Consider the following 24,744-nt stretch of genomic DNA (forward strand, 5'->3'; position numbering starts at 1 on the left):
AGCGAAGCTTGAGCACCGCGCCGCGCATCGACATCGACCCTGCTTCGTTCTGGGCCGATCCCTATCCGATGCTCGCAAAGATGCGAAAGGAAGCGCCGATCGCTTTCGTGCCGCAGCTCGGCTCGACGCTGCTGACGAGCCGTGACGACATCTCGATCTCCGAGAAGCAGATCGACGTGTTCTCCTCGCACCAGCCGGCCGGCCTGATGAACCGGCTGATGGGCCACAACATGATGCGCAAGGATGGCGAGGCGCATCAGGTCGAGCGTCGCGCGATGTTCCCGACGGTGTCGCCGAAGACGGTGAAGGCGCATTGGACCGCGCTGTTCCAGGCCCATGCCGATCGCATCCTCGACGCGATTGAGCCGGGGCGGATCGACTTCATGCGCGACTTCGCGCTGCCGTTCTCCGGCGAATGCCTGAAATCGATCACCGGCCTCACCAATATCGGCTTTGAGGACATGGATGCGTGGTCGCAGGGCATGATCGAGGGCATCGCCAACTATGCCGGCGATCCCGCGGTCGAGGCGCGCTGTCACGCCGCGACATCGGGCATCGATGCGGCGATCGATGACATCCTGCCGGTGATGCGCAAGCATCCCGACCAGAGCATTCTGGGCGTGCTCATTGCCTCGGGCATGGCCATGGAGAGCGTACGCGCGAATGTAAAACTCGCGATATCGGGCGGCCAGAACGAGCCGCGCAAGGCGATTGCCGGCACGGTGTGGGCGCTGCTCACCCATCCCGACCAGCTCGATCTGGTCCTGCGTGGTGAGGTGTCCTGGCTGCAGGCCTTCGAGGAATATGCCCGTTGGATCTCGCCGATCGGCATGTCGCCGCGTCGCATCGCAAAGCCGTGGACTATCCGCGATGTCGCATTCGAAACCGACGAGCGCGTGTTCCTGATGTTCGGCTCCGCCAACCGCGATGAGACGCATTTTGAGCGCGCAGACGAATTCGATGTGAGACGCGACACCACCAAGAGCGTTGCCTTCGGCGCCGGCCCGCACTTTTGCGCCGGCGCCTTCGCTTCGCGCGCCATGATCGCCGACGTCGCGCTGCCGACATTGTTCGCCCGCGCGCGGCGCATCGAGATCGCCGATGACGAGCCGGTGCGGATCGGCGGCTGGGCGTTTCGCGGGCTGCAGAATTTGCCGGTGAGATGGGTGCACTAGGACGGCCCATGCCTGCGCGCACCCGGGGACCGTGGCACGCATCCCATCATACGTTCGGTGTCATCGCCCGCGCAGGCGGGCGATCCAGTATTCCAGAGGCAGTGCGAGGATACGGAGAGGCTGCGGCGTACTGGATTCCCCGCCTGCCGCCTTCGCTAAAGCTTCGGCGCCCATGGACCTTAACCCCGGCGAAGCCTTGGCGTAGCCGGGTCGCGGGGAATGACAGCGGTGGTGGAGGGACCTGCGCGTCTCAGCATCCACTTTGCGATCATGCCATTATGCCCCTGTTTTGCCCGACGGGTCAAACGAGCTTCGGATAATACGTAAGCCATTGTTTTCGCACGCCCCGGCTACTGTGCATGGGGTTGTTTTGCGACTTTTTTGTTCGGGCCGTCAGGGCCTCGGATCGAATCCGGGCGGCTCTCACATTCGCGTGCGGAAAAATTCCGTCTGCATCGTCGCGGCCGCTTGAAAGATTAATCATGCACTCGGCCACACGCGCAGTGCTCGCATCGCTATTTTTCCGCACGTCTCGACACCTCCGATAAGGCGCACCATCATTCCCGAACGCAGATGAAATGACGGCCGCATGCGGCCGGGAGTGTGGAATGCAGCGTCGGGACTTTCTGAAACTGTCGATTGGAACAGCAGCCGCCGCTGCCTTCGCGTCACCTGCCATAGCACAAGGCGCGGTGAAGGAAATTCGTATCGGCTACCAGAAGAACGGCGTGCTGGTCATCACGCGCCAGCAGGCCGCCCTGGAAAAACATTTCGCGGCCCAGGGCATCGAGGTGAAATGGGTCGAGTTCTCCTCAGGTCCCCCGATGATGGAGGCGATGAATGTCGGCAGCGTCGATTACGGCGCCGTCGGCGATTCCCCGCCGGTGTTCGCCCAGGCCGCGGGCGCCGCGATCGTCTATGCCGCGGGACAGCCGATCACCAACGGCCAGGGCATCCTGGTGCCGAAGGAGTCGCCGATACGCTCCATCGCCGAACTGAAGGGCAGGCGCGTCGGCTTCACCAAGGGCTCGAGCGCCCACAACATCGTGGTGCAGACGCTGGAGAAGGCGGGCCTCACCTATGCGGACATCACCCCGGTCTACCTGACCCCGCCGGATGCCGGCCCGGCCTTCGCCAATGGCAGCATCGAGGCCTGGGCCATCTGGGATCCTTACTTCGCGATCGGCGAGACCAAGCAGAACGGCCGCATCCTGATCAACGCGCGCGAGGTCACCAAGGCCAACTCGTTCTACATCGCCAATCGCGACTTTGCGAAGAACCACGGCGCGATCCTGCAGCAGATCGTCGACGTCACCACCGCGACCGCCAAATGGGCCGAGCAGCATCGCGATGACGTGGCAAAGTCCCTCGCCGCCGTCACCGGCATCCCCCTGGATATCCAGACCATCGCCGCCAACCGCTCGTCCTTCGTGGTCGGTCCCGTCACCGACGACATCGTCGCGACCCAGCAGGGCGTCGCCGACCGCTTCCACAAGCTCGGCCTGATCCCCAAGCCGATCGTCATCCGCGACATCGTCTGGCGCAATCCGGCAGCCTGACCGTGCCGACCGATCTTCCCATCTCAAAAGGTCTGAACATGAAGCGCATCGTTCAACGCGTGATCGCAGCCATCGTCATGTCGATCGGCATCGTCGCGGCCGCCGTCGGCACGACCTACGGCTAGGGGCACATCCATGAGCCAATCCAGCGCCAACATCCTCTGGTTCCTGCCGACGCACGGCGACGGCCGCTATCTCGGCACCGCAACGGGCGGCCGCGAGGTCAATTTCAATTATCTGCGCCAGGTCGCGCAGGCCGCCGACCAGCTCGGCTATTTCGGCGTGCTGCTGCCGACGGGACGGTCCTGCGAGGATTCCTGGATCGTTGCTTCCGCAGTCGCGCCGTTCACCGAACGACTGCGCTACCTCGTGGCTGTCAGGCCCGGCCTGCAATCGCCGAGCGTCGCCGCGCGCATGACGGCGACGCTCGATCGCATCACGGGCGGCCGGCTGCTGATCAATGTCGTCACCGGCGGCGATCCCGTCGAGAACAAGGGCGACGGTATCTTCCTCGCCCATGACGAACGCTACGAGGTCACCCGGGAGTTCCTCAACGTCTATAGCGACCTGCTCGCGGGCAAGGTGGTCAATGTCGAGGGCAAGCACATCCGCATCGAGGACGGCAAGCTGCTGTTCCCGCCGGTGCAGTCGCCGCGGCCGCCGCTCTATTTCGGCGGCTCGTCCGATGCCGGCATCGACGTCGCCGTCGACGCCGTCGACAAATATCTGACCTGGGGCGAGCCGCCGGCCCTGGTTGCGGAGAAGATTGCGAAGGTGAGGGAGGTCGCCGCGGCGCGTGGCCGAAAGCTCTCCTTCGGCATCCGTCTTCACGTCATCGTCCGCGAGACCAATGAAGAGGCCTGGCGCGCCGCGAATGAGCTGATCAAGCATGTCAGCGACGACACCATCGCCACCGCGCAGAAGAACTTTGCCCGCATGGACTCCGTCGGCCAGCAGCGCATGGCGCAGCTCCATGGCGGCAAGCGCGACAAGCTCGAGATCGCACCGAACTTGTGGGCCGGTGTCGGCCTCGTCCGCGGCGGCGCCGGCACGGCGCTGGTCGGCGACGCCCAGACCGTCGCGGCCCGGATCAAGGAGTACCAGGACATCGGCATCGATACCTTCATCATGTCGGGCTATCCGCATCTGGAGGAAGCCTATCGCTTCGCCGAGCTCGTCTTCCCGCTGCTCTCGCTCGGTCATGGCAGCAACGTGACGCGGCTACATCCCAACCATGGCCCGTTCGGCGAGACTGTCGGCAACGACTTCCGCCCGCACAAACAGGCATCGCAATCATGAGCCTCATCGACAGCATCTCTCTCCCGCGCAGCGTCCGCCTGCCGCGGGTCGATGGCCTGGTCCAGTGGATCGTGCCGCTCGCCATCATCGCGATCTGGCAAATCGCCTGCGTCACCGGCTTCGTGCCGACGCGCGTGTTGCCGGCGCCGAGCGACGTCGCGCTGGCGGGCTGGAAGCTGCTGCTCTCCGGCGAGCTCGTCCGCAACATCTGGGTCTCGTTCTGGCGCGCCTCGATCGGCTTCCTGATCGGCGGCAGCATCGGCTTCGCCTTCGGCCTCGCCAACGGTCTGTCGCAGCTCTCAGCCAAGCTCACCGACACCACGCTGCAGATGGTCCGTAACGTGCCGCATCTGGCGCTGATCCCGCTGGTCATCCTGTGGTTCGGCATCGACGAAAGCGCCAAGCTGTTCCTGGTGGCGCTGGGTGTGTTCTTCCCGATCTACCTCAACACGCTGCACGGCATCCGCACCGTCGATCCGCAGCTGATCGAGATGGGCCGCATCTACGGCATGACCGACGGCGAGCTGTTCCGCCGCGTGATCTTCCCGGGCGCGCTGCCCTCGATCTTCGTCGGCATCCGTTTCGCGCTCGGCATCATGTGGCTGACCCTGATCGTGGCCGAGACCATCGCGGCGTCATCGGGCCTCGGCTACATGGCGATGCAGGCCCGCGAGTTCATGCTGATCGACGTCGTCGTGCTCTCGATCCTGATCTACGCCCTGCTCGGCAAGCTCGCCGACAGCGCCTCCCGCGTGCTGGAGCGGGCGACACTCTCCTGGCACCCCGCCTTCCAGAAACGTTGAGCAGAAATACTGGGAATCACATGCAGACAGCGCTTCGTACGTCCCTTCCCGAAACCGAGCTCGCCAGCCGCGCCAATTTCGCCCCTCACGCCCGAATCGTGCGCGAGGAGCGGCAAGAAGAACGCCTAGCGCAGGCCAGCGGCCTTCCGCTCAGCATCCGCGGCCTGCGAAAGTCCTTCGGCAGCAACGAGGTGCTGCGCGGCATCGATTTGCACATCCCCGCCGGGCAGTTCGTCGCCATCGTCGGCAAGAGCGGCTGCGGCAAGAGCACGCTGCTGCGCCTGATCGCCGGCCTCGACAAGATCGATGCCGGCAGCATCAGCTTCGGCCAGGATGTTCAGCCGGAGGACATCCGCGTGATGTTCCAGGAGCCGCGGCTGTTGCCCTGGGCCCGCGTGCTCGCCAATGTCGAGGTCGGCCTCGGCCGCGATCGCGCATCGAAGGATGCGCATGCGCGCGCCGAGCAGGCGTTGACCGAGGTTGGCCTCGCCGACAAGCGCGACCAGTGGCCTTCGGTGCTGTCGGGCGGCCAGAAGCAGCGCGTCGCGCTCGGCCGCGCACTGGTCTCCCGTCCGCGCGTGCTCGCCTTCGACGAGCCGCTCGGCGCGCTCGATGCCCTGACCCGCATCTCGATGCAGCGCCTCCTCGAGCGGGTCTGGCGCGACCAGGGCTTCACCGCGATCCTGGTGACGCATGATGTTTCCGAGGCCGTGGCGCTGGCCGACCGGGTGCTGGTGATCGAGGAGGGCCGGATCGCCCACGATGTCGTGGTTAACGCCGCCCGGCCGCGGGAACGCGGCTCGGCCGAGCTCGCGGGGCTCGAAGGCTCGATCCTGAGCCACCTTTTGTCGGCGGACGATCGTACCTAAATACAGGGGAACCCCATTTCGGGGACCATGCCATGAATGTAGTGCCCCGCGATCTCATGACCGAAATCCCCGTTTCGCCCGCCGATTTTCGCGGCGCCATGCGCCACCTCACCGGCGGCGTCAGCGTCATCACCGCCGGGCGGGGCAAGGACATCACCGGCATGACGGTGACCTCGGTGACCTCGCTGTCGGTCGAGCCGCCGACGCTGCTGGTCAGCATCAACCGCGATGCCTCGTCCTTCCCGCTGATCAAGCGCCACGGCGCCTTCGGCGTGAACATCCTCAACGCTGATCAGCTCGACATTGCCGAGCGCTTTGCCGGCAAGGGCGGGCTGAAGGGCGCCGACCGCTTTGCCGGCGCCAAATGGGTGACGGCGGTCTCAGGCGTTCCGCTCCTCGTCGGTGCGTTGTCGGTGTTCGACTGCGAGGTCGAGGAGATCGTCGAGCGGCATTCGCACGGCATCGTCATCGGCCGTGTCAGGGACGTCAGGAACTCGACGCGCAACGCGGCGCTCGCTTATTGGCACGGCCAGTACGTGGCGGTGGACCAGGACGAGGACGCCGCAAGGCTCGCCGATGTCAGCCTTCCCGCGCGCGGCCGGCGCGGCATTTGATCGCCGCCGGTAGGTGCCGGCTGGCCTTTTCCGCCTCATCGCTCTAGAAGCGCTGCTTAAGCCGTCCCGCCGGGACGGCATTGGAGCGGATCGATGAAGCGCGTCGCGACCCTAGCCTTCTACGCCATCGGCGCGCTCGCGGTCGCCTATCTCGCGCTCTACGCCTACGCGATGTTCTCAGGGCGCCCGATCGTGCCGGGCGATCCCATCCACATCTTCCGCAAGCCCGATGCGCCGAGTTATTCGTAGAACCCGGCAGGTCTCGTAGGGTGGGCAAAGCGACTTGTCCGCCGTAGCTCGAAGAGCGAAGGCGGAAGCGTGCCCACCAGTTCCATCCGATGAAGATAATGGTGGGCACGGCGCAAGTGCGCCTTTGCCCACCCTACGGCACCTGTGTTCACCCCCTTAAAATCGCCAGCGCCAGCGCCTGCGCGCGCGGCACGATGCTGTCGACCTCGAGATATTCCTCCGGCGTGTGCGCGAGCCCGCCGACCGGGCCGAGGCCGCAGATGGTCGGCGTGCCGACTGCGGCGGTGAAGCCGGAATCGGCGCAGCCGCCGGAGAACTCGCCTTGCAGCGTGGTGAGGCCCACCTGTCTTGCGGCAGCCTGATAGCCTTCGAACAGCGTCTTCGACTCCGCGCTCTGCACCACCGGCACGAACTCGCCCTTGATCGTCAGCGTCGCGCTGGTGCCCGGCACGTAGGAGGTTGCAACGATGGTCTCGATCGCGGCCATGATCCGCGCGCGATCGGCCGGATCGACATAGCGCAGATCGATCTGGCCTTCGGCGTAAGGCGCAGTGGTGTTGACGGACTGGCCGCCCGAGACGAGACCGACATTGAGCGTGATGCCCTTGTCGAGATCGGTCAGCGCGTGAATCTGGACGATCTTGTGCGCGAGCTCGCCGATCGCGCTGACGCCTGCGGCGAAATTGGCGCCGGAGTGCGCGGCTTTGCCGGTGATGGCCATGTGCATGAAGATGCCGCCCTTGCGCCCCGTCACGACATTGCCTGTCGGGCGACCCGGCTCGGAGTTGAACACGGCGCGCGCGGCCCGTCCCTCGCGCTCGATGATGGGGCGGCAGGCGGGCGAGCCGATCTCCTCGTCGGAGGTGATCAGCACCTTGATCGGGTGTGGGCTGCCCCCGAACTTGTGGAAGGCTGTCGCCACGAACACGTTCATGACGAGGCCGGACTTCATGTCGGCGACGCCCGGCCCATAGGCGCGGCCGTCTCGAATCGTGAACGGGCGCCGCCCGGTTTCGCCCTTGCCGAACACGGTGTCGCGATGGCCCATCAACAGCACCGGCTTCTCGTTGCTGCCGGGCTTTGCCACCTCGGCATGGATCGCATCGCCGAAAGTGGTGTTGGCCTCGCGCCGGACCGGAATGCCGTGCTCGGCAAAGTGCCGCTCGAACCGCGTACCGACCGCATCGACGCCTTCCTTGTCATAGGATCCGGAATCGATGTTCACGACATCGCGCAAGAGATCGATCATCGCCTGCTTCTGCGACGCCAGCCAGTCCGTGATTTGAGCTTCAGACATATGTACCCTCGTGGTTCTCACGCAGGGTTATAGGACCTTGTGCGGGCGTAACATAGTCGCCGGATGCGGTGCGGCTATGTGTTCGGTGCTCCATAACGGCCGCCGGCCTAGCGGCTTGGCTGCGCCATTGCCTCCACACCGCGAAGCTGCGTCGCGACGGTCAGCGCACCGATCTTTCGGCCCATGTCCTTGCCGACTTCGGTCGAGAAGCGGTAGTGAAAGCCGGCCCAGATGCGCGCATTGGAGACTTCGTCGCTATAGTCCTGCAGCCGCGACCATTTGCGCGTGACCCCGGGTGCCGTCGGGCTGGTCAGGGAGAACTCGCCAAAATCTCCGACCACGGTCTGGAGCACGGTCGAAATCGCGGCCGAGACGATGCAGTGCGCGCAGGGATATTCCGGATGCATCGGCGTGTCCCCGAGCGGCAGCCAGGAGGCATCGCGAGGCGTCGCGGCATTCGACGTCAGATCGGCGTTGCGGATGGCCGTGATCGGGCGCCAGAAATTGTAGTGATACTTGGCGTCGAACACGGCGACGATGGCATCGTTGCCGGTGATCGACGTCAGCGCGAACAGGCGAGCGCAGTCGACGAGATCCATTCCCTTGGCCGAAGCGGCCTGCCTCACGATCGGGTTGTAGGTGCGGGCACCGACAAAGAACCAGAATCGACCGATCGTCGTTTGCTCGGGCGTCCGGGTCGCGCTGCCTCGGCCGCCGACCTCGCGGATTTCGTTCACGTCCCTGGTCCAGACCTCTGAATCGAGCGCGGGCGGCGGTCCGGGGCGGAACTGCGATCCCGACGTCATGACCCAGGGCGTTGTCGCACCCGTGGTCGAGAAAAGCGGGACCACGGTTGGGACATAGGCGCCCGGCGTGGTCAGGGGCCGGTACGTTTCCACGGCGGCGCTGCCATCGGTAGCGCGAAGCTGGATGATCTGCACTGCCGCCTCTTTCCCGAGGGTGATGCCGGCGGTCTTGGACTCGCCATCGGCAATCGGCGCCAGCGCGTTCGTCAGTGTCGCATCCAGGTCTGGCTTGAGGTCCGGATAGATCGACAGCAGCACATCGTGCGCCGCAACTGCGGCTGCAGCTTCTCGCGACGTCGAACGATCTGCCGACAACGAGATCTTGTATGGCGCATAGCGGTGCTCAATCGCGTTGACCGCCTCGAACATTGCAACGTGCATCAAGGACAAGGCGCGGCTGTGCGGCGCCGGAGGAATCTGTTTCTCGGCCGCAATCGCGTCGGCCTTTGCATTCCAGTCCATGATCATATCGGCGCGCGCCAGCGGCGCCGAGGCTGTGATCAGCGTTGCAATCAGCGACAGGCGGGAGATCGTCCACAAAGGGTATTTCATGACTTGCCCTTTCGATTTGAAGGCCTTTCGCGAAGGCGGACGCGGCATCTCACTCCAGAATTCTACCGATCCTGATGCGCATCGATAGTGAACTGCTTCACTCGCGGCGGCACGATAGTCGCGCTCCAAATGGGTAGGCTTGGCTGACCGTTCGCGCAGTATTGCTGAGTCAGTTACAATCGGCGCAAGCTGCCGGTTGGACGTGCCGAGGTCCGCAGCTCTATCTTCAAGGCAGCTCGCATGCTGTCGGCAGGCCGTGCCTTGCTCTCGCTCGGAGGGCTCTTTCCAAAATTACAGGTGTTGTCGCTCTAACTTCGACGGAGAGAAACCATGCCGCTGTTCATCTCGTACGTCTCATACTCAAACGCGGGCATCAAGGGGATGGTCGACAAGCCGATCGATCGTACCTCAGTCATCGGTGCGCTGGTCGAAAAAGCCGGCGGAAAGCTCCAGGGAGCTTTCATGACGACCGGTCAGCACGACGCAGTGCTCGTCACGGAGTTTCCCGACGGCTCCGATGCTATTGCGATTGGAATGGTTGCCGCCGCCAGTGGCGCCGTCTCCAAGATCGAAACCGTGCGCGCCTGGAAGATGGGGGAATTCAAGAGCATCGCGGAAAAGGCCGCGAAGCTCGCAAGCTCCTACGTCCCGCCGGGCAAATAGTTCGGACAGATCGCGACATGATCGGGCCCGGAACGCTTGCGGCGCTCCGGGCCTTTGTGCAGACGTCGAGCTTGAAGATCAGGGCTCACCCCATCATCGGCACGCGCGGATATTCGCCCGGCGTGCCCGCGGGCGGGATCGGGATGCCGCCGTCGGCGTATTCGTTGAGCTTGTTGCGCAGCGTGCGGATGGAGATGCCGAGGATGTTGGCGGCATGGGTGCGGTTGCCGAGGCAGTGCTTCAGCGTCTCCAGGATCAGATCGCGCTCGACGTCGGCGACGGTGCGCCCCACAAGCGCGCGCGTCACCTGCTCGGCGGCCATGGTCGCGTGCGCCACGGCCGGCGCGGTCTTGGCGAGATCGAGGCGATCGCCGTCCGGGGTGATGATCGCGTCGGGGCCGATCTCGTCGCCCTGCGCCATCAGCACGGCGCGGTGCATGGTGTTTTCGAGCTCGCGGACGTTGCCCTGCCAGCGGTTGGTGGAGAGCACGCGGCGCGCCTCCGCCGAGAGCGGGCGCATCGGCACGCCGTTGGCCTCGGCATATTTCTTCACGAAGTGCTGGGCGAGCTCGAGGATGTCGGCGGGACGCTCGCGCAGCGGCGGAATCTTCAAGTTCACGACGTTGAGGCGGAACAGCAAGTCCTCGCGGAACGTGCCCTCACGCACGGCCTCAGCCAGGTTGCGGTTCGAGGTCGCGATGATGCGGATGTCCACTGGAACCGGCTTGGTGCCGCCGACGCGGTCGATCACGCGCTCCTGGATGGCGCGCAGAAGCTTCGATTGCAGGCGGACGTCCATCTCGGAGATTTCGTCCAGCAGCAGCGTGCCGCCGGTCGCCTCTTCGAACTTGCCGATGCGGCGGGCAACGGCACCGGTGAAGGCGCCCTTCTCGTGGCCGAACAGCTCGGACTCCAGGAGATGCTCGGGGATCGCGGCGCAATTGATCGAGATGAACGGACGCTTGGCGCGGGCCGAGCGGCTGTGGACGTAGCGCGCCAGCACTTCCTTGCCCGTGCCGGACTCGCCGGTGATCATCACCGAGGCGTCGGAGCCAGCGATCTGCTGCGCGAGCTTGATCACCTTCGCCATCGCCTCGTCGCGATAGACCAGCTCGCGGGAATCGTTGGCGACGGCGGCCAGAACCGCGGCGATCAGCTCTGGATCCGGCGGCAGCGGGATGTATTCCTTGGCGCCGGCGTGGATCGCGGCGACTGCGGCGCGGGCGTCGTTGGTGATGCCGCAGGCGACGATCGGAGCGTGGATGTGCTCGGCTTCCAGCCGCATCACGAGGTCGCGGATGTCGAGGGCGACATCGACCAGCAGCAGGTCGGCGCCCTTGCCGCCGCGCAGCACGCGCATCGCCTGCTCGTGATCCTCGGCGTGGGTCACGGTCGCACCGTTCTCCATCGCGATCTTGGTGGCGGTGGTGAGCTGCCCCTTCAATGTGCCAACGATGAGAAGCCGCATGTCAGTCTCCTGTCCGTCTGGTCGCGCTATTGCGCGTCATCACGTGCGTTCGGTCTTGATGATTTCGGTCATGGTCACGCCGAGCTTGTCCTCGACCAGGACGACTTCGCCGCGGGCGACCAGCTTGTTGTTGACGTAGATGTCGATGGCCTCGCCGACGCGGCGGTCGAGCTCGAGCACGGTGCCGGGTCCGAGCTTCAATAGCTCGCTGACGTCCATCTTGGAGCGGCCGAGCACGGCCGAGACCTGCACCGGTACGTCGAACACGGCTTCGAGGTCGGCGGCGGCGCGCGCCGCATATTCATCCTCGTTGTAGCCGACATCGGTGCCGGCAGGCGGCATCGGGCCGTTGAGATCGGGCAGCGGGACCTGTCCGTCGGTGTCGCTCATGGCTTAGCTCCCCCTCCGGGACGCGATATAGCGTCCGACCATGTCGTCGATTTTGGCCGCGATGGCGCCGCGCTCCAGCACGACACCGCCGTCGGCCCATTCGATCCGGCAGTCGCCGGTGGCAATTTCCGGCTCGGCCAGGATCACCAGCCGGCCTTCGAAGCCGCTCTGCTTGGCGAGCCGCTCGATCTTCTCGCGCGCGCTGTCGTAGAGCGAATCGTTGATGCGGACGACGAGATGCGGCGTCGCGACCAGATGCGAGAAGCAGTCCTTGACCAGCGCGACGATCTCGCCGAGCGGCTCGGCGGCGACGAGGTCGGCGCACAGCTTGCGCGCCACTGCGACCGCGACGTCGACCGCCTCGGTCTCCATCTTGGATTCGATGTTGCCGATGCCGGATGCGATGCCCCGGATCGCGATGTTGATCTCCTCCATGGCGAGCGCGACGCGGCGGTCGCTCTCGGCCTTGGCCTCGCGCTGGCCGGCGGCAAAACCGTCCTGATAGGCGCGCGCCTCGGCTTCCGCGATCTTCTGGGCGATCTCGGCGGCGGTCGCAGGCTTCTCGCGCGTCGTCCGCTCGGGCGCCGCGAAATCGGTATCGAACAGGAATTTTGCCGGAGCGGCCATCAGTACACCAGCTCGTCGTCGGCGCGGTTCTTGGTCAGCATGATCTCGCCCTTGGCGGCGAGGTCCTTGGCGAGGTTGACCAGCAGCGCCTGGGCCTCGTCGACGTCGCGCAGGCGGACCGGGCCCATTGCCGCCATGTCGTCCTGGAGCATCTTGGCCGCGCGCGAGGACATGTTGCCGAAGAAGAAGTTGCGGACGTCTTCGTTGGCGCTCTTGAGTGCGACGCCGAGCTTGTCCTTGTCGACGTTGCGCATCAAAGTCTGGGCCGAGCCGGAATCCAGCTTCACGAGGTCGTCGAAGGTGAACATCAGTGCCTTGATGCGCTCGGCCGATTCCCGGTTCTCCTCTTCCAGCGAGGTGATGAAGCGGGTTTCGGTCTGGCGGTCGAAATTGTTGAAGATCTCGGCCATCACCTCGTGGGCGTCGCGCCGGCGGGTCTGCGACAGGTTGGACATGAACTCGGTGCGCAGCGTCTTCTCCACGCTCTCAATCACCTCCTTCTGCACCGCCTCCATCTTCAGCATGCGGTTGACGACGTCGAGTGCGAGTTCCTCGGGGAAGATGCCGAGCACGCGGGCGGCGTGCTCCGGCTTCAGCTTCGACAGTACCACCGCGATGGTCTGCGGATATTCGTTCTTCAGATAATTGGCGAGGACCTCTTCCTGCACGTTGGAGAGCTTCTCCCACATGTTGCGCCCCGCGGGGCCGCGGATCTCGTCCATGATGCCGTTGACGCGCTCGGGCGCCAGATATTGCTGGAGCAGCCGCTCGGTGGCGTCGAAATTGCCCATCAGCGCGCCGGAGGCCGACATGCGCGAGACGAACTCGAGCAGCATGTCCTCGACGGTGTCGACCTCAACGGTGCCGAGCGTCGACATCTCCAGCGAGAGCTGTCGCACCTCGTCGTCGTCGAGCAGCGACCAGATCTTGCCGCCATATTGCTCGCCGAGCGCCAGCATCAGGATCGCGGCGCGCTTCGGTCCCGCCACCGTTTCGGCCTTGCCCGTGCGGCTGCCGGCACGCTGGCCGAGCGTGGAGATCACGCTGGTGATGTCGTTGGAGTTGGCGTTTTGCAAGGAGGCGGCCATGTCAGATCACTTCTTGATTCACTTGGCGGTTACTTGGTTGGCTCGGTGAGCCACTGGCGGATGATGGCGACGGTTTCGTTGGGGTTGCGCTCGGCGAGCTCGCCGACGCGATGAACGGACTGGGCGTGGACCTGGCCCTGGATGGTAGCGACGTCAATCGCGCTGGCGGCGCCGCCCGGCAGGAGCGCAGGGCCGGCGGGCGCTGCCTCTTCCGAGGCGGCGGGGCCGGAGAGGACGCCGGTGATGGCCGCGGCGACCTCGTCGGAGGCGAGGATGCGCTTGACCAGCGGGCGGATCACCATGAACATCACGACGAGGCCGAGCAGCATCATCACGCCGAGCTCGAAGAAGTACATGACGTCGTCCTTGGTGAACTGCAGCATGCCGAGGAAGCCTGAGGGTTCACCGATCGGTGCGGTGGAGGGGGCGTCGGCGAAGCGCAAATTGACGACCTCGACCTGGTCGCCACGCTTCTGGTCGAAGCCGATCGCCGAACGCACCAGGGTGGCGATGCGGTCGAGCTGCTCCTTGGTGCGGTCCGTGTAGGCGAGCTCGCCCTTGTCGTTCTTGGTGTAGATGCCGTCGACCAGCACCGCGACCGAGATGCGGTTGACCCGGCCGGCCTCGGTCACCTCGGTCTTGGTGGTGCGGGAGATCTCGTAATTGTTGGTCTCCTCGGTCTTCTTGCTCTGGTCCTTGGCCGCGACGCCGTTGTTCTGCTGGTTGCCGGGCAGCTCGTTGTTGACGGTGACCTGGCCGTTGTTGTCGGCGGTCATGCTGCTTTCTTCGCGGGTCTGGCTCGAGCGCAGCACGCGGCCCTCGGGGTCGAACTTGTCCGAGGTCTGGGTGATCTTGTTGAAGTCGAAATCGGCGGAGAGCTGGACGCGGGCGCGGCCCGAGCCGACCACCGAGGAGACGATGTCCTCGACCTGCTTGCGCATCCGCTTCTCGAAGGCGGTGCGGCGTTCGTCGCCGAGCGCCTGCTCCGGATCGGTCTGGGCGCCGTCGGCGAGCAGCTGGCCGGCCTCGTCGACGATCGAGACGCGCTGCGGCTTCAGCCCGTTGACGGCGGAGGCGACGAGGTGGCGGATGGCGCGGATCTGCTGGGCTTCGAGCGAGCCGCGCACGCGGACCACGATCGAGGCCGACGGCTCCGGCGCCTCGCGGGCGAACAGCGGGCGCTCCGGCAGCACGAGGTGGACGCGGGCGGCCTGGATGCGGTCGATGGCGCGGATGGTGCGGGCGAGCTCGCCTTCCAGCGCGCGCAGATGATTGATGTTCTGGACGAAGGAGGTGGTGCCGAGCGCGTCCGACTTGTCGAACACCTCGTAGCCGACGCCGCCGCCCTTGGGCAGGCCGCCCTCGGCGAGCTTCATCCGCAGGCGCGTGACCTTGTCCTTGGGCACCATGATGATGGAGCCCTCATTGCGGATCTCGAACTGGATGCCCTGGCGTTCGAGGTCCTTGATAATACTGGAGGAATCTTCGACGCTGAGGTCCGTGAACAGCGTCGTCATCTGCGGCGTCGTGACCCGCATGATGACGAACGCGAAGAAGCCGATGAGCGCGGCGGTGACCGCGATCATCGCCCCGAACCGGGCGGCACCGATACTTTTTAAGAAGTCCGCAAGACCTTGCAAGCAACCGCCCCGAAGCTTCGATCCGCTACCGAGCGGCCGACTGGGCAATTATTGCCTAGGGGATGGTTTCGATATGGTTAACGAAGGTTAAGAGGTCGGACAAAAGTCGCCCCAAAAGCAAACATGAAAAAAATCGGCCTCGCTGGGCGAGGCCGATTTTCGTCAAAAGCCGCAGATTTCCGGATCGCTTACTGGCGATATTGCTGGATGCGGGTGGTGCGAAGACCCGCCAGACCGTGCTGGTCGATGGAAAACTGCCAGGAGAGGAATTCGTCGACCGTCAGGGTATAACGGCTGCAGGCCTCCTCGAGGGAGAGAAGTCCGCCACGCACAGCGGCGACGACCTCGGCCTTGCGGCGGATGACCCAGCGTTTGGTGCCGGGTGCGGGCAGATCTGCGATCGTCAGCGGACTGCCGTCCGGCCCGATGACGTATTTTACCCTCGGGCGATGGGGTTCTGTCATGGCGTACTCACAAACTCTCAACCACTGAACTCACGCAGTAACCGTAACCCCCGCGGCTTAAAAATCCGCTAAGCCTAAGGCTTCAATACAATTCTCGTTGAAACTTGCGGGAACGCGGCCGGCCTGGCGGGCGAAACAGCATGGTTCGGGCCGGCCAGGCGGGCAGAAGGTAAATACTTTACTAACGAACTGGGGCTGCGGTGGTGTCGCGAGGCCCCTAACTGTCGTCCCGGCCTAGTGCGCAATTGCGCACGGGGGCCGGGACCTATACCGCGTGATCTATCAATCAGACGCAGGTAGCAGTACCGGAAATTGACTTCCTAACCACTGGTCTTCGCCAAACTTCTGCCTGTGGTTATGGGTCCCGGCCCCCGTGCGCAATTGCGCACTAGGCCGGGACGACACCGAATATGCGGCTCGCGCGCTCACCCTCAATTGCTCGTCGCAATAATGCTCTTCACCTGGCTCAGCGTGTAGCTGGCGCCGTCGATGGTGAGCAGCGGCGGCGACTGCGTCAGGTCGACCGACGACACCGTGCCCTGCACCTGCGCGGCGATGCCGACAGTGTTGTTCGCGACGTCCTTGCCCGTGGCCGAGATCGTGTACTTGCCGTCGGGCCATTGCGTGCCGTCATTGCCCATGCCGTTCCAGGTGAAGGGAATGTCGGTGCCGGCGGAGGCGGTGTATTTGCCGGTGAACACGGTCTGGCCGCTGGCATTGGCGACGGTGATGTCGACGGTGGAATCGGACGGCACGTTGAGATGCCAGGTCGCCGACGAGTTCTTCATGGTCGCGGTCGAGCCGTCGACCAGGGCGGTCTTGCCGACGAAGCCCAGCGCCTGGGTCGCCTGCGTGGTCTGCTGCAGGGTGACGAGCTGGGCCAGCGAGTCGTTGGTCTTGAGCTGCTGCTCGACGCCGGCGAACTGCACCAGCTGCTGGGTGAACTGGTTGGTGTCGAGCGGATCGAGCGGGTTCTGGTTCTGCAGCTGCGTCGTCAGCAGTGTCAGGAAGGTCTGGAAATTGCCGGCGAGCGTCGATCCCGTGCTCGAGCTCAGCGAGTTCGATGTGGACGATTTCGGGATGTCGGTCGTGCCGGAGACGACGGAGGGGGCGGTGGCGGCATTCGTGGTGGTCATTGGCGAATACTCCTCACACTCTGATGTCGACGCCGCTGCTCGATCCGAGCATGCGGCCATAGCCGCGCCCCACGGGCGCTGCGGGAACGCTGTCGTCCTCGCTGATGATCAGCCGGCGGGCATTGCCGCCATTGTCGTTGTTCTGGCCGGACTGCTGGCCGGACGAATTCTGGTCGCGCAAGCTGAAGGACAGCCCGTTGCTGCCGGTTTTGAAGCCGGCATCGTCGAGCGCGCGCTGCAATTGAGGCGCGTCCTGCCGCAGCATCTGCAGCGTCTCCGGCTTCTCGACCGTCAGATGCGAGGTCACTTGGCCATTGCGGTCGACATTGATGCGGACGTCGATACGGCCCAAGTCGACCGGATCGAGGCTGATGTCGAAGCGCGTTTTTCCGGCACGCGCGGCGGCGGCGATCTCGATCGGGACGGCATTGATCGGCACCGCCGCGGAGGTCGCCGCGGTCGCGGTCAACGTTGCGGTCGAGGCGGTCGCGGCCGAGGTCGTCGTGGTCAGCGGGGCCTGCACCGCGGAGGCGGCCTGCGCGCTCGTGTCGACCTGCGCCGCGACAGCCTGAGCGCCTGCATGCGCGTGCGTGTTCGTCGCCGCGGGCGCCGCGTCGGTCGAGCCGGCCTTCACGTCGGCCTTCGCGTCGGTTGCGCTGCCATCGGCCTGCGGCTTGGCGGCTTGCGGATGCGCGGCGTTGGTGGCTGTCGCATTTGCCGGCGTGAGCGCAGCGTTCGCCTTGCCCGCGTCCTGGCCGATATTGGAGACGTCGCTTGCGCCGGCGGCGGTCGCGGCAGCCTTGAAAGAGGTCTTTGGCGTGCCCTGGTCCACTGCGGCGATCAGCCCGCCATTGGTCTTGGCCTCCGTCGCGGTGCCCTCGGTGCCGTCAGTCGCGCCGGTCGCGGCATCGGCCAGCGTCGCCGAGGTGTCGGCATCGACTTTCGCGCCGGCGGTCTTGGCGCTCTTGTCGCCGGGCGTTGCGGTATCGGTCTTGGTGCCGGCGATCTGCGCCGCGGTGGAAGCGCTGGCGGCGATGCCGGCAGCGGCGATCGTCAGCGGCGAGGCGGCGGCATCGCTGGCCTGGCTTGCGGCCGCATTCGGATCGACCGGCACCACGGGCGCGGCGACGACGACCGCGTTCGGATCGGGCAGAGCGGGCTGCGTCGCGTCGACTTGCGCCGCGGTTGCGGCATCGACGGCGCCGGCGAGGCTGTCGCTGCCGTCGGTCTTGTCGCCCTTGGTCTCCTCGGATTTGTCGGCCGATTTGGCGTCGGAGGCTTCTAGCTTGTCCTTGGTCTTGCCCGTCTTGGCGGGATCCTTGACCTGATCGTCCGTGGCCTCGCTCTTCGCGGGCGCGGAGGTGTCGGTGTCGTCGCTGGCCTTGCTTTGCGCGGAGGAGTCTGTGGACGCGGCGTCGCGCGAGCTGCGGTCGGAGGCGGAGGACGACGAGGCGGAATCGGTCCGGCGCGGCGCGGTGTCCTGGGCCGGCGCGTTGTTGCTGATCGCCTGGGTGTTGCTATCGACCAGCGAGCCGAAGGAGTCGCTCGGGGACGTGTCCTTGTGCCCTTGCGAGCGCGCAGGCTTCTGTTGCGCGCTCGAAACCTGGACGCTGGCAGCTAGATCTGACGAAACACCGACCACAGGCGACCTCTCGGAAACATCTTCGGCAGAGGGGTAGCAAGGAGCGGGCCAGCCTCCTGAATGGCGACTTTATGTAATGAAATCAATGTATTGTCAGATCGGTGTCCCGGCTGCGAGGAGCGCAAAAGCCCCGCCATTTCTGCCGCCCCGGCAAGAATTGCCCTAACCTCGAGGCCGGCGTGATTGCTTCACCGGAGTGCGGCCTATATTAAAGAGGCAGCTCACAGCCGCTTTCGACCGGGCAAGTCGCGCCCCGCGGGAACCAAAGTTCCCCGGGACCGTTCATGCCCCGGTCAAAGGCAAATCGCGGATCGCCGAACGCCGCCGTCACAGCTTAAGAACCCATGCTCAACAGTCTGGATCTCGAAGGCCGTCCCGAGGACACCAGAGTCGTTGTCGCCATGTCGGGCGGCGTCGATTCCTCGACGACGGCTGCGCTGCTGAAGGCTGAAGGCTACGACGTCGTCGGCATCACGCTCCAGCTCTACGACCACGGCGCGGCCACCCAACGCAAGGGCGCCTGCTGCGCCGGCCAGGACATCCATGACGCCCGCGACGTCGCGGCCAAGCTCGGCATTCCCCATTACGTGCTCGACTACGAGGACCGTTTTCGCGAGTCCGTCATCGACAATTTCGCCGACTCTTACGCGCTAGGCGAAACGCCGGTGCCGTGCATCGAGTGCAACCGCAGCGTCAAATTCCGCGACCTCCTGAAGACCGCCCGCGAGTTAGGGGCGCAAGCGCTCGCCACCGGCCATTACGTCGCCTCGCGCCGGCGCGACGACGGCTCGCGCGCGCTGGTCTGCGCGGCCGACGCCGACCGTGACCAGAGCTATTTCCTATTCGCGACCACGCAGGAGCAGCTCGACTTCCTGCGCTTCCCGCTCGGCGACATGACCAAGCCCGAGACGCGCGAGCTCGCCCGCCGCTTCGGCCTCAGCGTTGCCGACAAGCACGACAGCCAGGACATCTGCTTCGTGCCGACGGGCCGCTACACCGACATCATCACCCGCCTGCGGCCGAACGCGATGGACCCCGGCGACATCGTCGATCTCGACGGCCGCGTGCTCGGCCAGCATCACGGCATCGCCAATTTCACCGTCGGCCAGCGCCGCGGCCTCGGCATCGCCTCCGGCTCGCCGCTGTTCGTGGTGCGGCTCGACGCCGCCAATCGCCGCGTCGTCGTCGGCCCGCGCGATGCGTTGAAGATGCACAGCATCAGCTTGCGCGACGTCAACTGGATCGGCGGCGGCGACATCGACCGCGCGATCGGCAACGGCTTAGAGATGTTCGTGCGCGTGCGCTCGACCCGCTCGCCGCAGCCGGCCTGGCTGCGCGGCGGCAATGGTCATTACGAGGTCGAGCTCGTCGCCGGCGAAGAGGGCGTCTCGCCCGGCCAGGCCTGCGTGTTCTACGACGCGCCCTCGGGCCAGGCCCGCGTGCTCGGCGGCGGTTTTATTCAGAGCGCCGCGGCGAAGGTCGCAGGCCACACGTCACGCCCGCTCGCGGAAGCCGTGCGCGGCTAATCATCATGAGATCGGACCGCACTCACGCGACACCGGAAGTGCGCCCCTCTCCCGCCTGCGGGAAAGGGTTGGGGAGAGGGCTCTTTCCGCACGCGATATCTCGCGAGAGGATAAAGCCCTCACCCGCCGCGCTCGCGCGCGCGTCGACCTCCCCCGCAAGCGGGGGAGGTGCACCAACGTCGGGGTTGGCATCGATCTCACCAATGTTCATTACATTCTAAGAATTCGCGTAAGGGCAGGGGGCATGGCAGCAGACATCTCGCGGGCCGGGGTCGAGAAGGCCTATGGCCGCTGGGCGCCGGTCTATGATCTCGTGTTCGGCAAGGTCTTCGACGCGGGACGGCAGTCGACCATTGCGGAGGCCGACCGCATCGGCGGCCGCATCCTCGACGTCGGCGTCGGCACGGGTCTTTCGCTCTCCGACTACGCGCGCACCACGAAGATCTGCGGCGTGGACATCTCCGAGCCGATGCTGCGCAAGGCGCAGGCGCGCGTGCGGAGCTTGCGCCTCTCCAATGTCGAAGTGCTCTCGGTGATGGACGCGAAGAACCTTGCCTTCCCCGCAAACCTCTTCGACGCGGTTGTGGCGCAATATGTCATCACCGCTGTGCCCGATCCCGAAGGAACGCTCGACGAGTTCGTCCGCGTGCTCAAGCCGGGCGGCGAGCTGATCCTCGTCAACCACATCGGCGCCGAGAAGGGTCTTCGCAAGCTCTCCGAGCTCGCCTTCGCCCCCATCGCCCGCCGCCTCGGCTGGCGCCCGGAATTCCCGTGGGCCCGGCTCGTCAACTGGGCCGCCAAACACGGCGGCGTCACGCTCACCGAGCGCCGCCCGATGCCCCCGATGGGGCATTTCTCGCTGATCCGCTACCGCAAATCGTGATCGCGCCGCGGGAACACGCGCCAAGGCCGGCGCGTTTTCATCCCATGCGCACGAGATCGAACATCATATTGGCGGGCCTCCTGATCGCTGCCTCAGGCAGCGCGATCGCGCAGGCCCCGCCGCTACCTGCGACGCCGCCGCAACAGACCGCGCCGCCGTCCCCGCAGCATGCGGCCAACTGCACCCCGCAGGACCGCCCGAACCGTCAGGCCGACGGCACCACCACCGGCCAGTCCCGGGAACCGCTCGGCGACAAGCTGGCCAAATCCGACGGCGTGCTCTGCCCGCCCGCCGGCGTCGACCCCGACATGCACGCGCCGGCCCCCGACTCCGGCGCCAACACCCCGGTCATCCCGCCCCCCGGCAGCCCCGGCGGCGACCCGAATGTAAGGCCGAAATAGGCTGGTTTCCTCCTTGATCTCTCCCCGCCTGCGGGGAGAGGCCGGAGCGCATCGCAGATGCGATCCGGGTGAGGGGACTCTCCGCGAGTCTGGTGCCGGAAATTCCACGAATCTGGCGAAAAACCGTCGTTTCCCGCCGGCTTGTCCCGCCGAAGCCTCGGCGAAGGCGGAAGCTTTTAGCAAACGCGGATTGACTTCCCGCCGCCCCCTTCTTTATATGCCGCGCGTTCGCGAGATCGGCCTTATTCGCCGCCGCGATCCCTGTGGCGGGGTAGCTCAGCTGGTTAGAGCACGGGAATCATAATCCTGGGGTCGGGGGTTCGAGTCCCTCTCCCGCTACCATCACTCCCCCCGAGCTCCTCTTTGATATGTCGGCGGAAGTCGGCCGATCGAGATTACGAATTCGGACAGCTCGCCTCAGGGGGAATGAAGGATCGACCTCCGCTGCCATAGCTACGATTTCCCACGACAATCTGCGATTTTGTACTGCTGATGGCGGTGGCCGACCCGGCTACCAAGCCGCCGCGAGCTCAGCTTGCTTCGAGCCGAGCCAGTTTCGTTGGCTCCGCGCCGCGGGCGTAATCCTGCACCCAAACGACGTTTTGGCCGCATCGATGAGCGGGTTCATTGTCCACGTCATGTTGTGCAGTGGCTGGACCATGCACCGGCGACCGAAGCTGAGCCGCATCCTCGGCAGAAGTCTTGTTGCAATATTTGATATATCATGTATCAAAATGCAGGACGTAGGTGAAGTCTCCTGCATTGGGCATCATGAAACCAGTTCTTGGGGTGGTGGCGGACGATCTGACCGGCGGCATGGAGACCGCCGCCATGCTCATCGCGGCCGGTATCGACTGCGCATTCGTCTCGGACCCTGATCTTGTTGCGACCCTTGGCGACGTCCCAGCCATCGTGGTCGCGCAGAAGACGCGCGTCATCCCGGCTGGCGAGGCCGTTGCCAGGAACGAGAAGGCAGCGCGGGCTCTGCTCGCGCGTGGCACACGTCAGATATTCTTCAAATATTGCGCGACTTTCGATTCCACCGACCGCGGCAATATCGGCCCCGTCGCGGATATGCTGATGCGGCTCACTGGCGCGGACCACACTGCGTTTTGCCCCGCCTCTCCCTCGCTTCGCCGCACCGTCTACAACGGCCATCTCTTTCTCGGGACCGAGTTGATCTCGGACTCGCCGAAGCGGAACGATCCGCTGACGCCGATGACCGATCCCGACCTCGTTCGCGTGTTGCAGAGACAGACGCCGACCAGGGTCGGCCTTCTCGCTCATCCTTTGGTCAGTGCGGGCCCTGCGGATCTGGAGCGGGCGATCGCATCCGCGACCGGCCAGGGTGTTCGCTACTTCATTACGGATGCGATCTACGATCGCGATCTCGATGTGCTCGCCGCATTGACTTCCGACTGGAAGCTGATGACGGGCAACGCAACGATCGTTCAGCATTACCCGGCGATCTGGAGAGCGCAGGGACTCGTCGCGCCGACGGGCAACCAGGCGCGCTTGCCTGCGGTGAATGGGAGCGGAGTGGTTCTCGCCGGCAGTTGCGCGGAACGCACGCTCGAGCAACTTGCCGAATTCGAAAAATTCCGTCCGGTGTTCCGGATGAACCTCCTGGCTGCCGATGATGTCGAGTCGGCGGTCGGATCGGCGCTCGACTGGGCGCGACCGCGGCTGAAGGACGGGCCTGTCGCCATCTCGACCTCGGAATCGCCCGAGATCGTCAAATTGGTCCAGGAACGATATGGGCGCGAAGGCGCTGCGCAACTTGCCGAGACCATCCTCGGCCGGCTCGCTGTTTCGCTTCGTGCCGCCGGAGTTCGTCGCTTCGTCGTTGCAGGTGGCGAGACCTCGGGGTCGATCGTTGATCACCTCGGCATTCGTAGCTTGCGGGTTGGCCCGTATGGCGGTCCGGGTATCGGTACGGCCACCACCGATGGGGCGGATCCGATTGCCCTTTGCCTCAAGTCCGGCAAGCTCGGCCCGGTCGACCTGTTCATGACGACGCTGGAGTCCATGCTGCATCCGGAGAAGATAAATTGAACGAGCTTGAGCTGAGACAATCCCTGCTGGATTTCGTGATGAAGCTCGAAGTCAGGGGCTTCAACCATGGCAGCAGCGGCAATGTGAGCTGCCGCATCGGCGAAGACATTCTCATCACGCCGACGGGCGGCAACAGCGGCAATACGACGCCCGATCGGCTCGTGCGGCTGAGGCGCGATGGCACCGTACGCGATGGCGGCTTGCCGTCGAGCGAATGGCACATGCATCTGGCTATCATGAACGCCTATCCGCACGTGAATGCGATCGTGCACACGCATGCCGATTGCTGTGTCGCGCTGTCCTGCCTCGCAAAGCCGATACCCGCTTTCCACTATATGGTCGCCAGTTTCGGTGGAAACGATGTGCCGTGCGCTCCGTATGCGACGTTTGGAACGCGAGCTCTCGCAGATGGCGCGGTTGCCGCGCTCAGCGAGCGCAAGGCTTGTCTGTTGGCCAATCACGGCATGATCGCGACGGGCACGAGCCTGCAAGGGGCGTTCGATCTCACCGTGAAACTCGAGACTCTCGCCAGGCAATATCTGCTGGCCTGTCAGGCCGGTAAGCCTGCAATCCTTCCCGACGATGAGATGGCTCGCGTTATCGAGCGTTATACCAGCTACGGCCGGGCGCCTTTGCCGGCCTGATCGAGGAGCGTTGTTGTGGAGATCACCGGCAAGACCAAGATCATGTTCGTGTTGGCGGACCCGATCGATCATGTTCGCGCAAGCGCCGTCTTGAACGCCTATTTTCAGTCGATCGGCGATGACGTGGCGGCGTCGCCGCTCCATGTGTTGCCGGCCGATCTGGGAGCCGTTCTCGCGAGCATCAGGCGCATGCGCAATGTGGTCGGCTTTGGTGTCACGATCCCGCACAAGACATGTGTGATCGAGCATCTGGATGAGACGACACCCGCGGCGGCGCTCATCGGCGCCGTCAATTTCGTCAAGCGAACAGTGGACGGACGCCTCATCGGTGACAATCTTGACGCGCGGGGTTTTGTGGCCAGCCTCGCACAGCATCAGATTGCCGTGCGCGGCCGGAAAGTGCTGCAGGTCGGAGCAGGCGGTGCCGGGCGTGCAACCGCCTTCGGTCTGGCTGAGGCCGGCGTGCGCGAACTGACCATCATGAACCGGGATGGAGCGAAGGCGCATGCGCTCGCCGAGGCGGTGTCGCAGCGTTACCCGGAGACGAAGGTCAGCGCCGGGCGCGCGGAGGCGCGCGCCTTCGATCTCGTCGTCAACACGACGTCGCTCGGCATGAAGGCGGATGATCCGCTGCCGCTGGATATCGAGGGGGTGGGGCCGGACACCGCCGTCAGCGACATTATCGTCACCCCCGAGGTGACCCGGCTTCTGGCGCGGGCCGCCGCTCAGGGCGCGAGAACCGTCGGCGGAAAGCCGATGCTCGACGCGCAAATGGCCCTTGTCGCGCGCTTTATTGCGCGTTAGCCTGATATATCAAATATTATATCGAGAATGGTCGCGGACCGAAGTCCCCGGCATAAACCATGGGGGCATTGTCCTCTTGGGGCGTACCGG

General features: G+C 65.1%; 25 protein-coding genes and 1 tRNA gene. 16 read left to right on the plus strand and 10 right to left on the minus strand.

Annotated features, from left to right (window positions below; translation table 11 throughout):
- Positions 1–8: 8 nt before the first annotated feature.
- The 8 genes from IQ16_RS12060 to IQ16_RS45590 all read left to right on the plus strand — a co-directional run bounded on the left by IQ16_RS12060 (position 9) and on the right by IQ16_RS45590 (position 6,568).
- Positions 9–1,175 carry a cytochrome P450 gene (locus tag IQ16_RS12060; RefSeq protein WP_018641478.1) on the plus strand — a complete coding sequence of 389 codons (1,167 nt, stop codon included), beginning with the start codon at positions 9–11 and terminating at the stop codon, positions 1,173–1,175.
- A gap of 608 nt (positions 1,176–1,783) precedes the next feature.
- Complete coding sequence (locus tag IQ16_RS12065; RefSeq protein ID WP_018641477.1) at positions 1,784–2,734, plus strand: sulfonate ABC transporter substrate-binding protein; 951 nt, start codon at positions 1,784–1,786, stop codon at positions 2,732–2,734.
- A gap of 2 nt (positions 2,735–2,736) precedes the next feature.
- The gene (locus IQ16_RS47265; RefSeq protein ID WP_020607804.1) at positions 2,737–2,859 is read left to right on the plus strand and encodes a hypothetical protein; all 123 of its coding nucleotides are present in this window, start codon (positions 2,737–2,739) and stop codon (positions 2,857–2,859) included.
- A gap of 10 nt (positions 2,860–2,869) precedes the next feature.
- A complete protein-coding gene (gene ssuD, locus IQ16_RS12070) occupies positions 2,870–4,033 on the plus strand; it encodes an FMNH2-dependent alkanesulfonate monooxygenase (RefSeq protein WP_018641476.1) in 1,164 nt (387 codons plus the stop codon).
- Complete coding sequence (locus IQ16_RS12075; protein WP_018641475.1) at positions 4,030–4,836, plus strand: ABC transporter permease subunit; 807 nt, start codon at positions 4,030–4,032, stop codon at positions 4,834–4,836. The genes ssuD and IQ16_RS12075 overlap by 4 nt, the downstream gene beginning before the upstream one ends.
- Positions 4,837–4,856: 20 nt before the next feature.
- The gene (locus IQ16_RS12080; protein WP_018641474.1) at positions 4,857–5,705 is read left to right on the plus strand and encodes an ATP-binding cassette domain-containing protein; all 849 of its coding nucleotides are present in this window, start codon (positions 4,857–4,859) and stop codon (positions 5,703–5,705) included.
- 32 nt (positions 5,706–5,737) lie between these two features.
- The gene (locus IQ16_RS12085; protein ID WP_018641473.1) at positions 5,738–6,319 is read left to right on the plus strand and encodes a flavin reductase family protein; all 582 of its coding nucleotides are present in this window, start codon (positions 5,738–5,740) and stop codon (positions 6,317–6,319) included.
- Between the two features lie 93 nt (positions 6,320–6,412).
- The gene (locus IQ16_RS45590; RefSeq protein WP_018641472.1) at positions 6,413–6,568 is read left to right on the plus strand and encodes a hypothetical protein; all 156 of its coding nucleotides are present in this window, start codon (positions 6,413–6,415) and stop codon (positions 6,566–6,568) included.
- A gap of 148 nt (positions 6,569–6,716) precedes the next feature.
- Here the strand turns inward: IQ16_RS45590 and IQ16_RS12090 are convergent, their stop codons facing one another.
- Together IQ16_RS12090 and IQ16_RS12095 are read right to left on the minus strand one after the other, a co-directional pair.
- Positions 6,717–7,865 carry a M20 family metallopeptidase gene (locus IQ16_RS12090; RefSeq protein ID WP_018641471.1) on the minus strand — a complete coding sequence of 383 codons (1,149 nt, stop codon included), beginning with the start codon at positions 7,863–7,865 and terminating at the stop codon, positions 6,717–6,719.
- A gap of 107 nt (positions 7,866–7,972) precedes the next feature.
- Complete coding sequence (locus tag IQ16_RS12095; RefSeq protein ID WP_026311757.1) at positions 7,973–9,223, minus strand: vanadium-dependent haloperoxidase; 1,251 nt, start codon at positions 9,221–9,223, stop codon at positions 7,973–7,975.
- 330 nt (positions 9,224–9,553) lie between these two features.
- On the opposite strand from IQ16_RS12095, the gene IQ16_RS12100 reads away from it, so the two are divergent.
- Entirely contained in the window at positions 9,554–9,886 is a 333-nt protein-coding gene (locus IQ16_RS12100; protein WP_018641469.1) for a GYD domain-containing protein, read from the plus strand.
- A gap of 85 nt (positions 9,887–9,971) precedes the next feature.
- Here the strand turns inward: IQ16_RS12100 and flbD are convergent, their stop codons facing one another.
- The 8 genes from flbD to IQ16_RS12140 all read right to left on the minus strand — a co-directional run bounded on the left by flbD (position 9,972) and on the right by IQ16_RS12140 (position 18,341).
- Complete coding sequence (gene flbD / locus IQ16_RS12105) at positions 9,972–11,354, minus strand: sigma-54-dependent transcriptional regulator FlbD (RefSeq protein ID WP_018641468.1); 1,383 nt, start codon at positions 11,352–11,354, stop codon at positions 9,972–9,974.
- 39 nt (positions 11,355–11,393) lie between these two features.
- Positions 11,394–11,744 (minus strand): flagellar motor switch protein FliN, encoded by a 351-nt coding sequence (gene fliN / locus IQ16_RS12110; protein WP_018641467.1) that lies wholly within the window; start codon positions 11,742–11,744, stop codon positions 11,394–11,396.
- 3 nt (positions 11,745–11,747) lie between these two features.
- Positions 11,748–12,371, minus strand: coding sequence for a FliH/SctL family protein (locus IQ16_RS12115; RefSeq protein ID WP_018641466.1), 624 nt, complete (start codon positions 12,369–12,371; stop codon positions 11,748–11,750).
- Positions 12,371–13,459 carry a flagellar motor switch protein FliG gene (gene fliG / locus IQ16_RS12120; RefSeq protein WP_018641465.1) on the minus strand — a complete coding sequence of 363 codons (1,089 nt, stop codon included), beginning with the start codon at positions 13,457–13,459 and terminating at the stop codon, positions 12,371–12,373. The genes IQ16_RS12115 and fliG overlap by 1 nt, the downstream gene beginning before the upstream one ends.
- 29 nt (positions 13,460–13,488) lie before the next feature.
- Complete coding sequence (gene fliF / locus IQ16_RS12125; RefSeq protein ID WP_018641464.1) at positions 13,489–15,099, minus strand: flagellar basal-body MS-ring/collar protein FliF; 1,611 nt, start codon at positions 15,097–15,099, stop codon at positions 13,489–13,491.
- A gap of 188 nt (positions 15,100–15,287) precedes the next feature.
- Positions 15,288–15,563, minus strand: coding sequence for a CtrA inhibitor SciP (gene sciP / locus IQ16_RS12130; RefSeq protein WP_002714638.1), 276 nt, complete (start codon positions 15,561–15,563; stop codon positions 15,288–15,290).
- A 431-nt stretch (positions 15,564–15,994) separates the two neighbouring features.
- Positions 15,995–16,699 (minus strand): flagellar hook assembly protein FlgD, encoded by a 705-nt coding sequence (locus IQ16_RS12135; RefSeq protein WP_018641463.1) that lies wholly within the window; start codon positions 16,697–16,699, stop codon positions 15,995–15,997.
- A gap of 13 nt (positions 16,700–16,712) precedes the next feature.
- Complete coding sequence (locus IQ16_RS12140; RefSeq protein ID WP_018641462.1) at positions 16,713–18,341, minus strand: flagellar hook-length control protein FliK; 1,629 nt, start codon at positions 18,339–18,341, stop codon at positions 16,713–16,715.
- A gap of 344 nt (positions 18,342–18,685) precedes the next feature.
- Here IQ16_RS12140 and mnmA point away from each other — a divergent pair, with 344 nt between their 5' ends.
- The 7 genes from mnmA to IQ16_RS12175 all read left to right on the plus strand — a co-directional run bounded on the left by mnmA (position 18,686) and on the right by IQ16_RS12175 (position 24,654).
- The gene (gene mnmA, locus IQ16_RS12145) at positions 18,686–19,867 is read left to right on the plus strand and encodes a tRNA 2-thiouridine(34) synthase MnmA (protein WP_018641461.1); all 1,182 of its coding nucleotides are present in this window, start codon (positions 18,686–18,688) and stop codon (positions 19,865–19,867) included.
- A gap of 244 nt (positions 19,868–20,111) precedes the next feature.
- Positions 20,112–20,750 carry a class I SAM-dependent methyltransferase gene (locus tag IQ16_RS12150; protein WP_018641458.1) on the plus strand — a complete coding sequence of 213 codons (639 nt, stop codon included), beginning with the start codon at positions 20,112–20,114 and terminating at the stop codon, positions 20,748–20,750.
- Positions 20,751–20,794: 44 nt separating this feature from the next.
- A complete protein-coding gene (locus tag IQ16_RS12155) occupies positions 20,795–21,151 on the plus strand; it encodes a hypothetical protein (protein ID WP_020607803.1) in 357 nt (118 codons plus the stop codon).
- Positions 21,152–21,416: 265 nt separating this feature from the next.
- Positions 21,417–21,493, plus strand: a tRNA-Met gene (locus IQ16_RS12160).
- A gap of 429 nt (positions 21,494–21,922) precedes the next feature.
- A complete protein-coding gene (gene otnK, locus IQ16_RS12165; protein WP_035665955.1) occupies positions 21,923–23,206 on the plus strand; it encodes a 3-oxo-tetronate kinase in 1,284 nt (427 codons plus the stop codon).
- Positions 23,203–23,850: a class II aldolase/adducin family protein gene (locus IQ16_RS12170; RefSeq protein ID WP_018641452.1), complete on the plus strand. Its 648-nt coding sequence runs from the start codon at positions 23,203–23,205 to the stop codon at positions 23,848–23,850. The genes otnK and IQ16_RS12170 overlap by 4 nt, the downstream gene beginning before the upstream one ends.
- 15 nt (positions 23,851–23,865) lie before the next feature.
- Positions 23,866–24,654, plus strand: a complete 789-nt coding sequence (locus IQ16_RS12175) for a shikimate dehydrogenase family protein (RefSeq protein WP_018641450.1) — start codon at positions 23,866–23,868, stop codon at positions 24,652–24,654.
- Positions 24,655–24,744 lie beyond the last annotated feature (90 nt).

Origin of the sequence: Bradyrhizobium huanghuaihaiense, assembly GCF_007830635.1 — a bacterium.
Lineage (GTDB): Bacteria > Pseudomonadota > Alphaproteobacteria > Rhizobiales > Xanthobacteraceae > Bradyrhizobium > Bradyrhizobium huanghuaihaiense.

Coding starts and splice junctions, on each gene's coding strand:
- ssuD (WP_018641476.1), top strand. CDS start 2,870: ATGAGCCAATCCAGCGCCAACATCCTCTGGTTCCTGCCGACGCACGGC.
- IQ16_RS12135 (WP_018641463.1), bottom strand. CDS start 16,699: ATGACCACCACGAATGCCGCCACCGCCCCCTCCGTCGTCTCCGGCACG.
- sciP (WP_002714638.1), bottom strand. CDS start 15,563: ATGACAGAACCCCATCGCCCGAGGGTAAAATACGTCATCGGGCCGGAC.
- IQ16_RS12155 (WP_020607803.1), top strand. CDS start 20,795: ATGCGCACGAGATCGAACATCATATTGGCGGGCCTCCTGATCGCTGCC.
- IQ16_RS12115 (WP_018641466.1), bottom strand. CDS start 12,371: ATGGCCGCTCCGGCAAAATTCCTGTTCGATACCGATTTCGCGGCGCCC.
- IQ16_RS12085 (WP_018641473.1), top strand. CDS start 5,738: ATGAATGTAGTGCCCCGCGATCTCATGACCGAAATCCCCGTTTCGCCC.
- IQ16_RS12090 (WP_018641471.1), bottom strand. CDS start 7,865: ATGTCTGAAGCTCAAATCACGGACTGGCTGGCGTCGCAGAAGCAGGCG.
- fliN (WP_018641467.1), bottom strand. CDS start 11,744: ATGAGCGACACCGACGGACAGGTCCCGCTGCCCGATCTCAACGGCCCG.
- IQ16_RS12065 (WP_018641477.1), top strand. CDS start 1,784: ATGCAGCGTCGGGACTTTCTGAAACTGTCGATTGGAACAGCAGCCGCC.
- mnmA (WP_018641461.1), top strand. CDS start 18,686: ATGCTCAACAGTCTGGATCTCGAAGGCCGTCCCGAGGACACCAGAGTC.
- IQ16_RS12150 (WP_018641458.1), top strand. CDS start 20,112: ATGGCAGCAGACATCTCGCGGGCCGGGGTCGAGAAGGCCTATGGCCGC.
- IQ16_RS12095 (WP_026311757.1), bottom strand. CDS start 9,223: ATGAAATACCCTTTGTGGACGATCTCCCGCCTGTCGCTGATTGCAACG.
- fliG (WP_018641465.1), bottom strand. CDS start 13,459: ATGGCCGCCTCCTTGCAAAACGCCAACTCCAACGACATCACCAGCGTG.
- IQ16_RS12075 (WP_018641475.1), top strand. CDS start 4,030: ATGAGCCTCATCGACAGCATCTCTCTCCCGCGCAGCGTCCGCCTGCCG.
- flbD (WP_018641468.1), bottom strand. CDS start 11,354: ATGCGGCTTCTCATCGTTGGCACATTGAAGGGGCAGCTCACCACCGCC.
- IQ16_RS12100 (WP_018641469.1), top strand. CDS start 9,554: ATGCCGCTGTTCATCTCGTACGTCTCATACTCAAACGCGGGCATCAAG.
- otnK (WP_035665955.1), top strand. CDS start 21,923: ATGAAACCAGTTCTTGGGGTGGTGGCGGACGATCTGACCGGCGGCATG.
- IQ16_RS45590 (WP_018641472.1), top strand. CDS start 6,413: ATGAAGCGCGTCGCGACCCTAGCCTTCTACGCCATCGGCGCGCTCGCG.
- IQ16_RS12080 (WP_018641474.1), top strand. CDS start 4,857: ATGCAGACAGCGCTTCGTACGTCCCTTCCCGAAACCGAGCTCGCCAGC.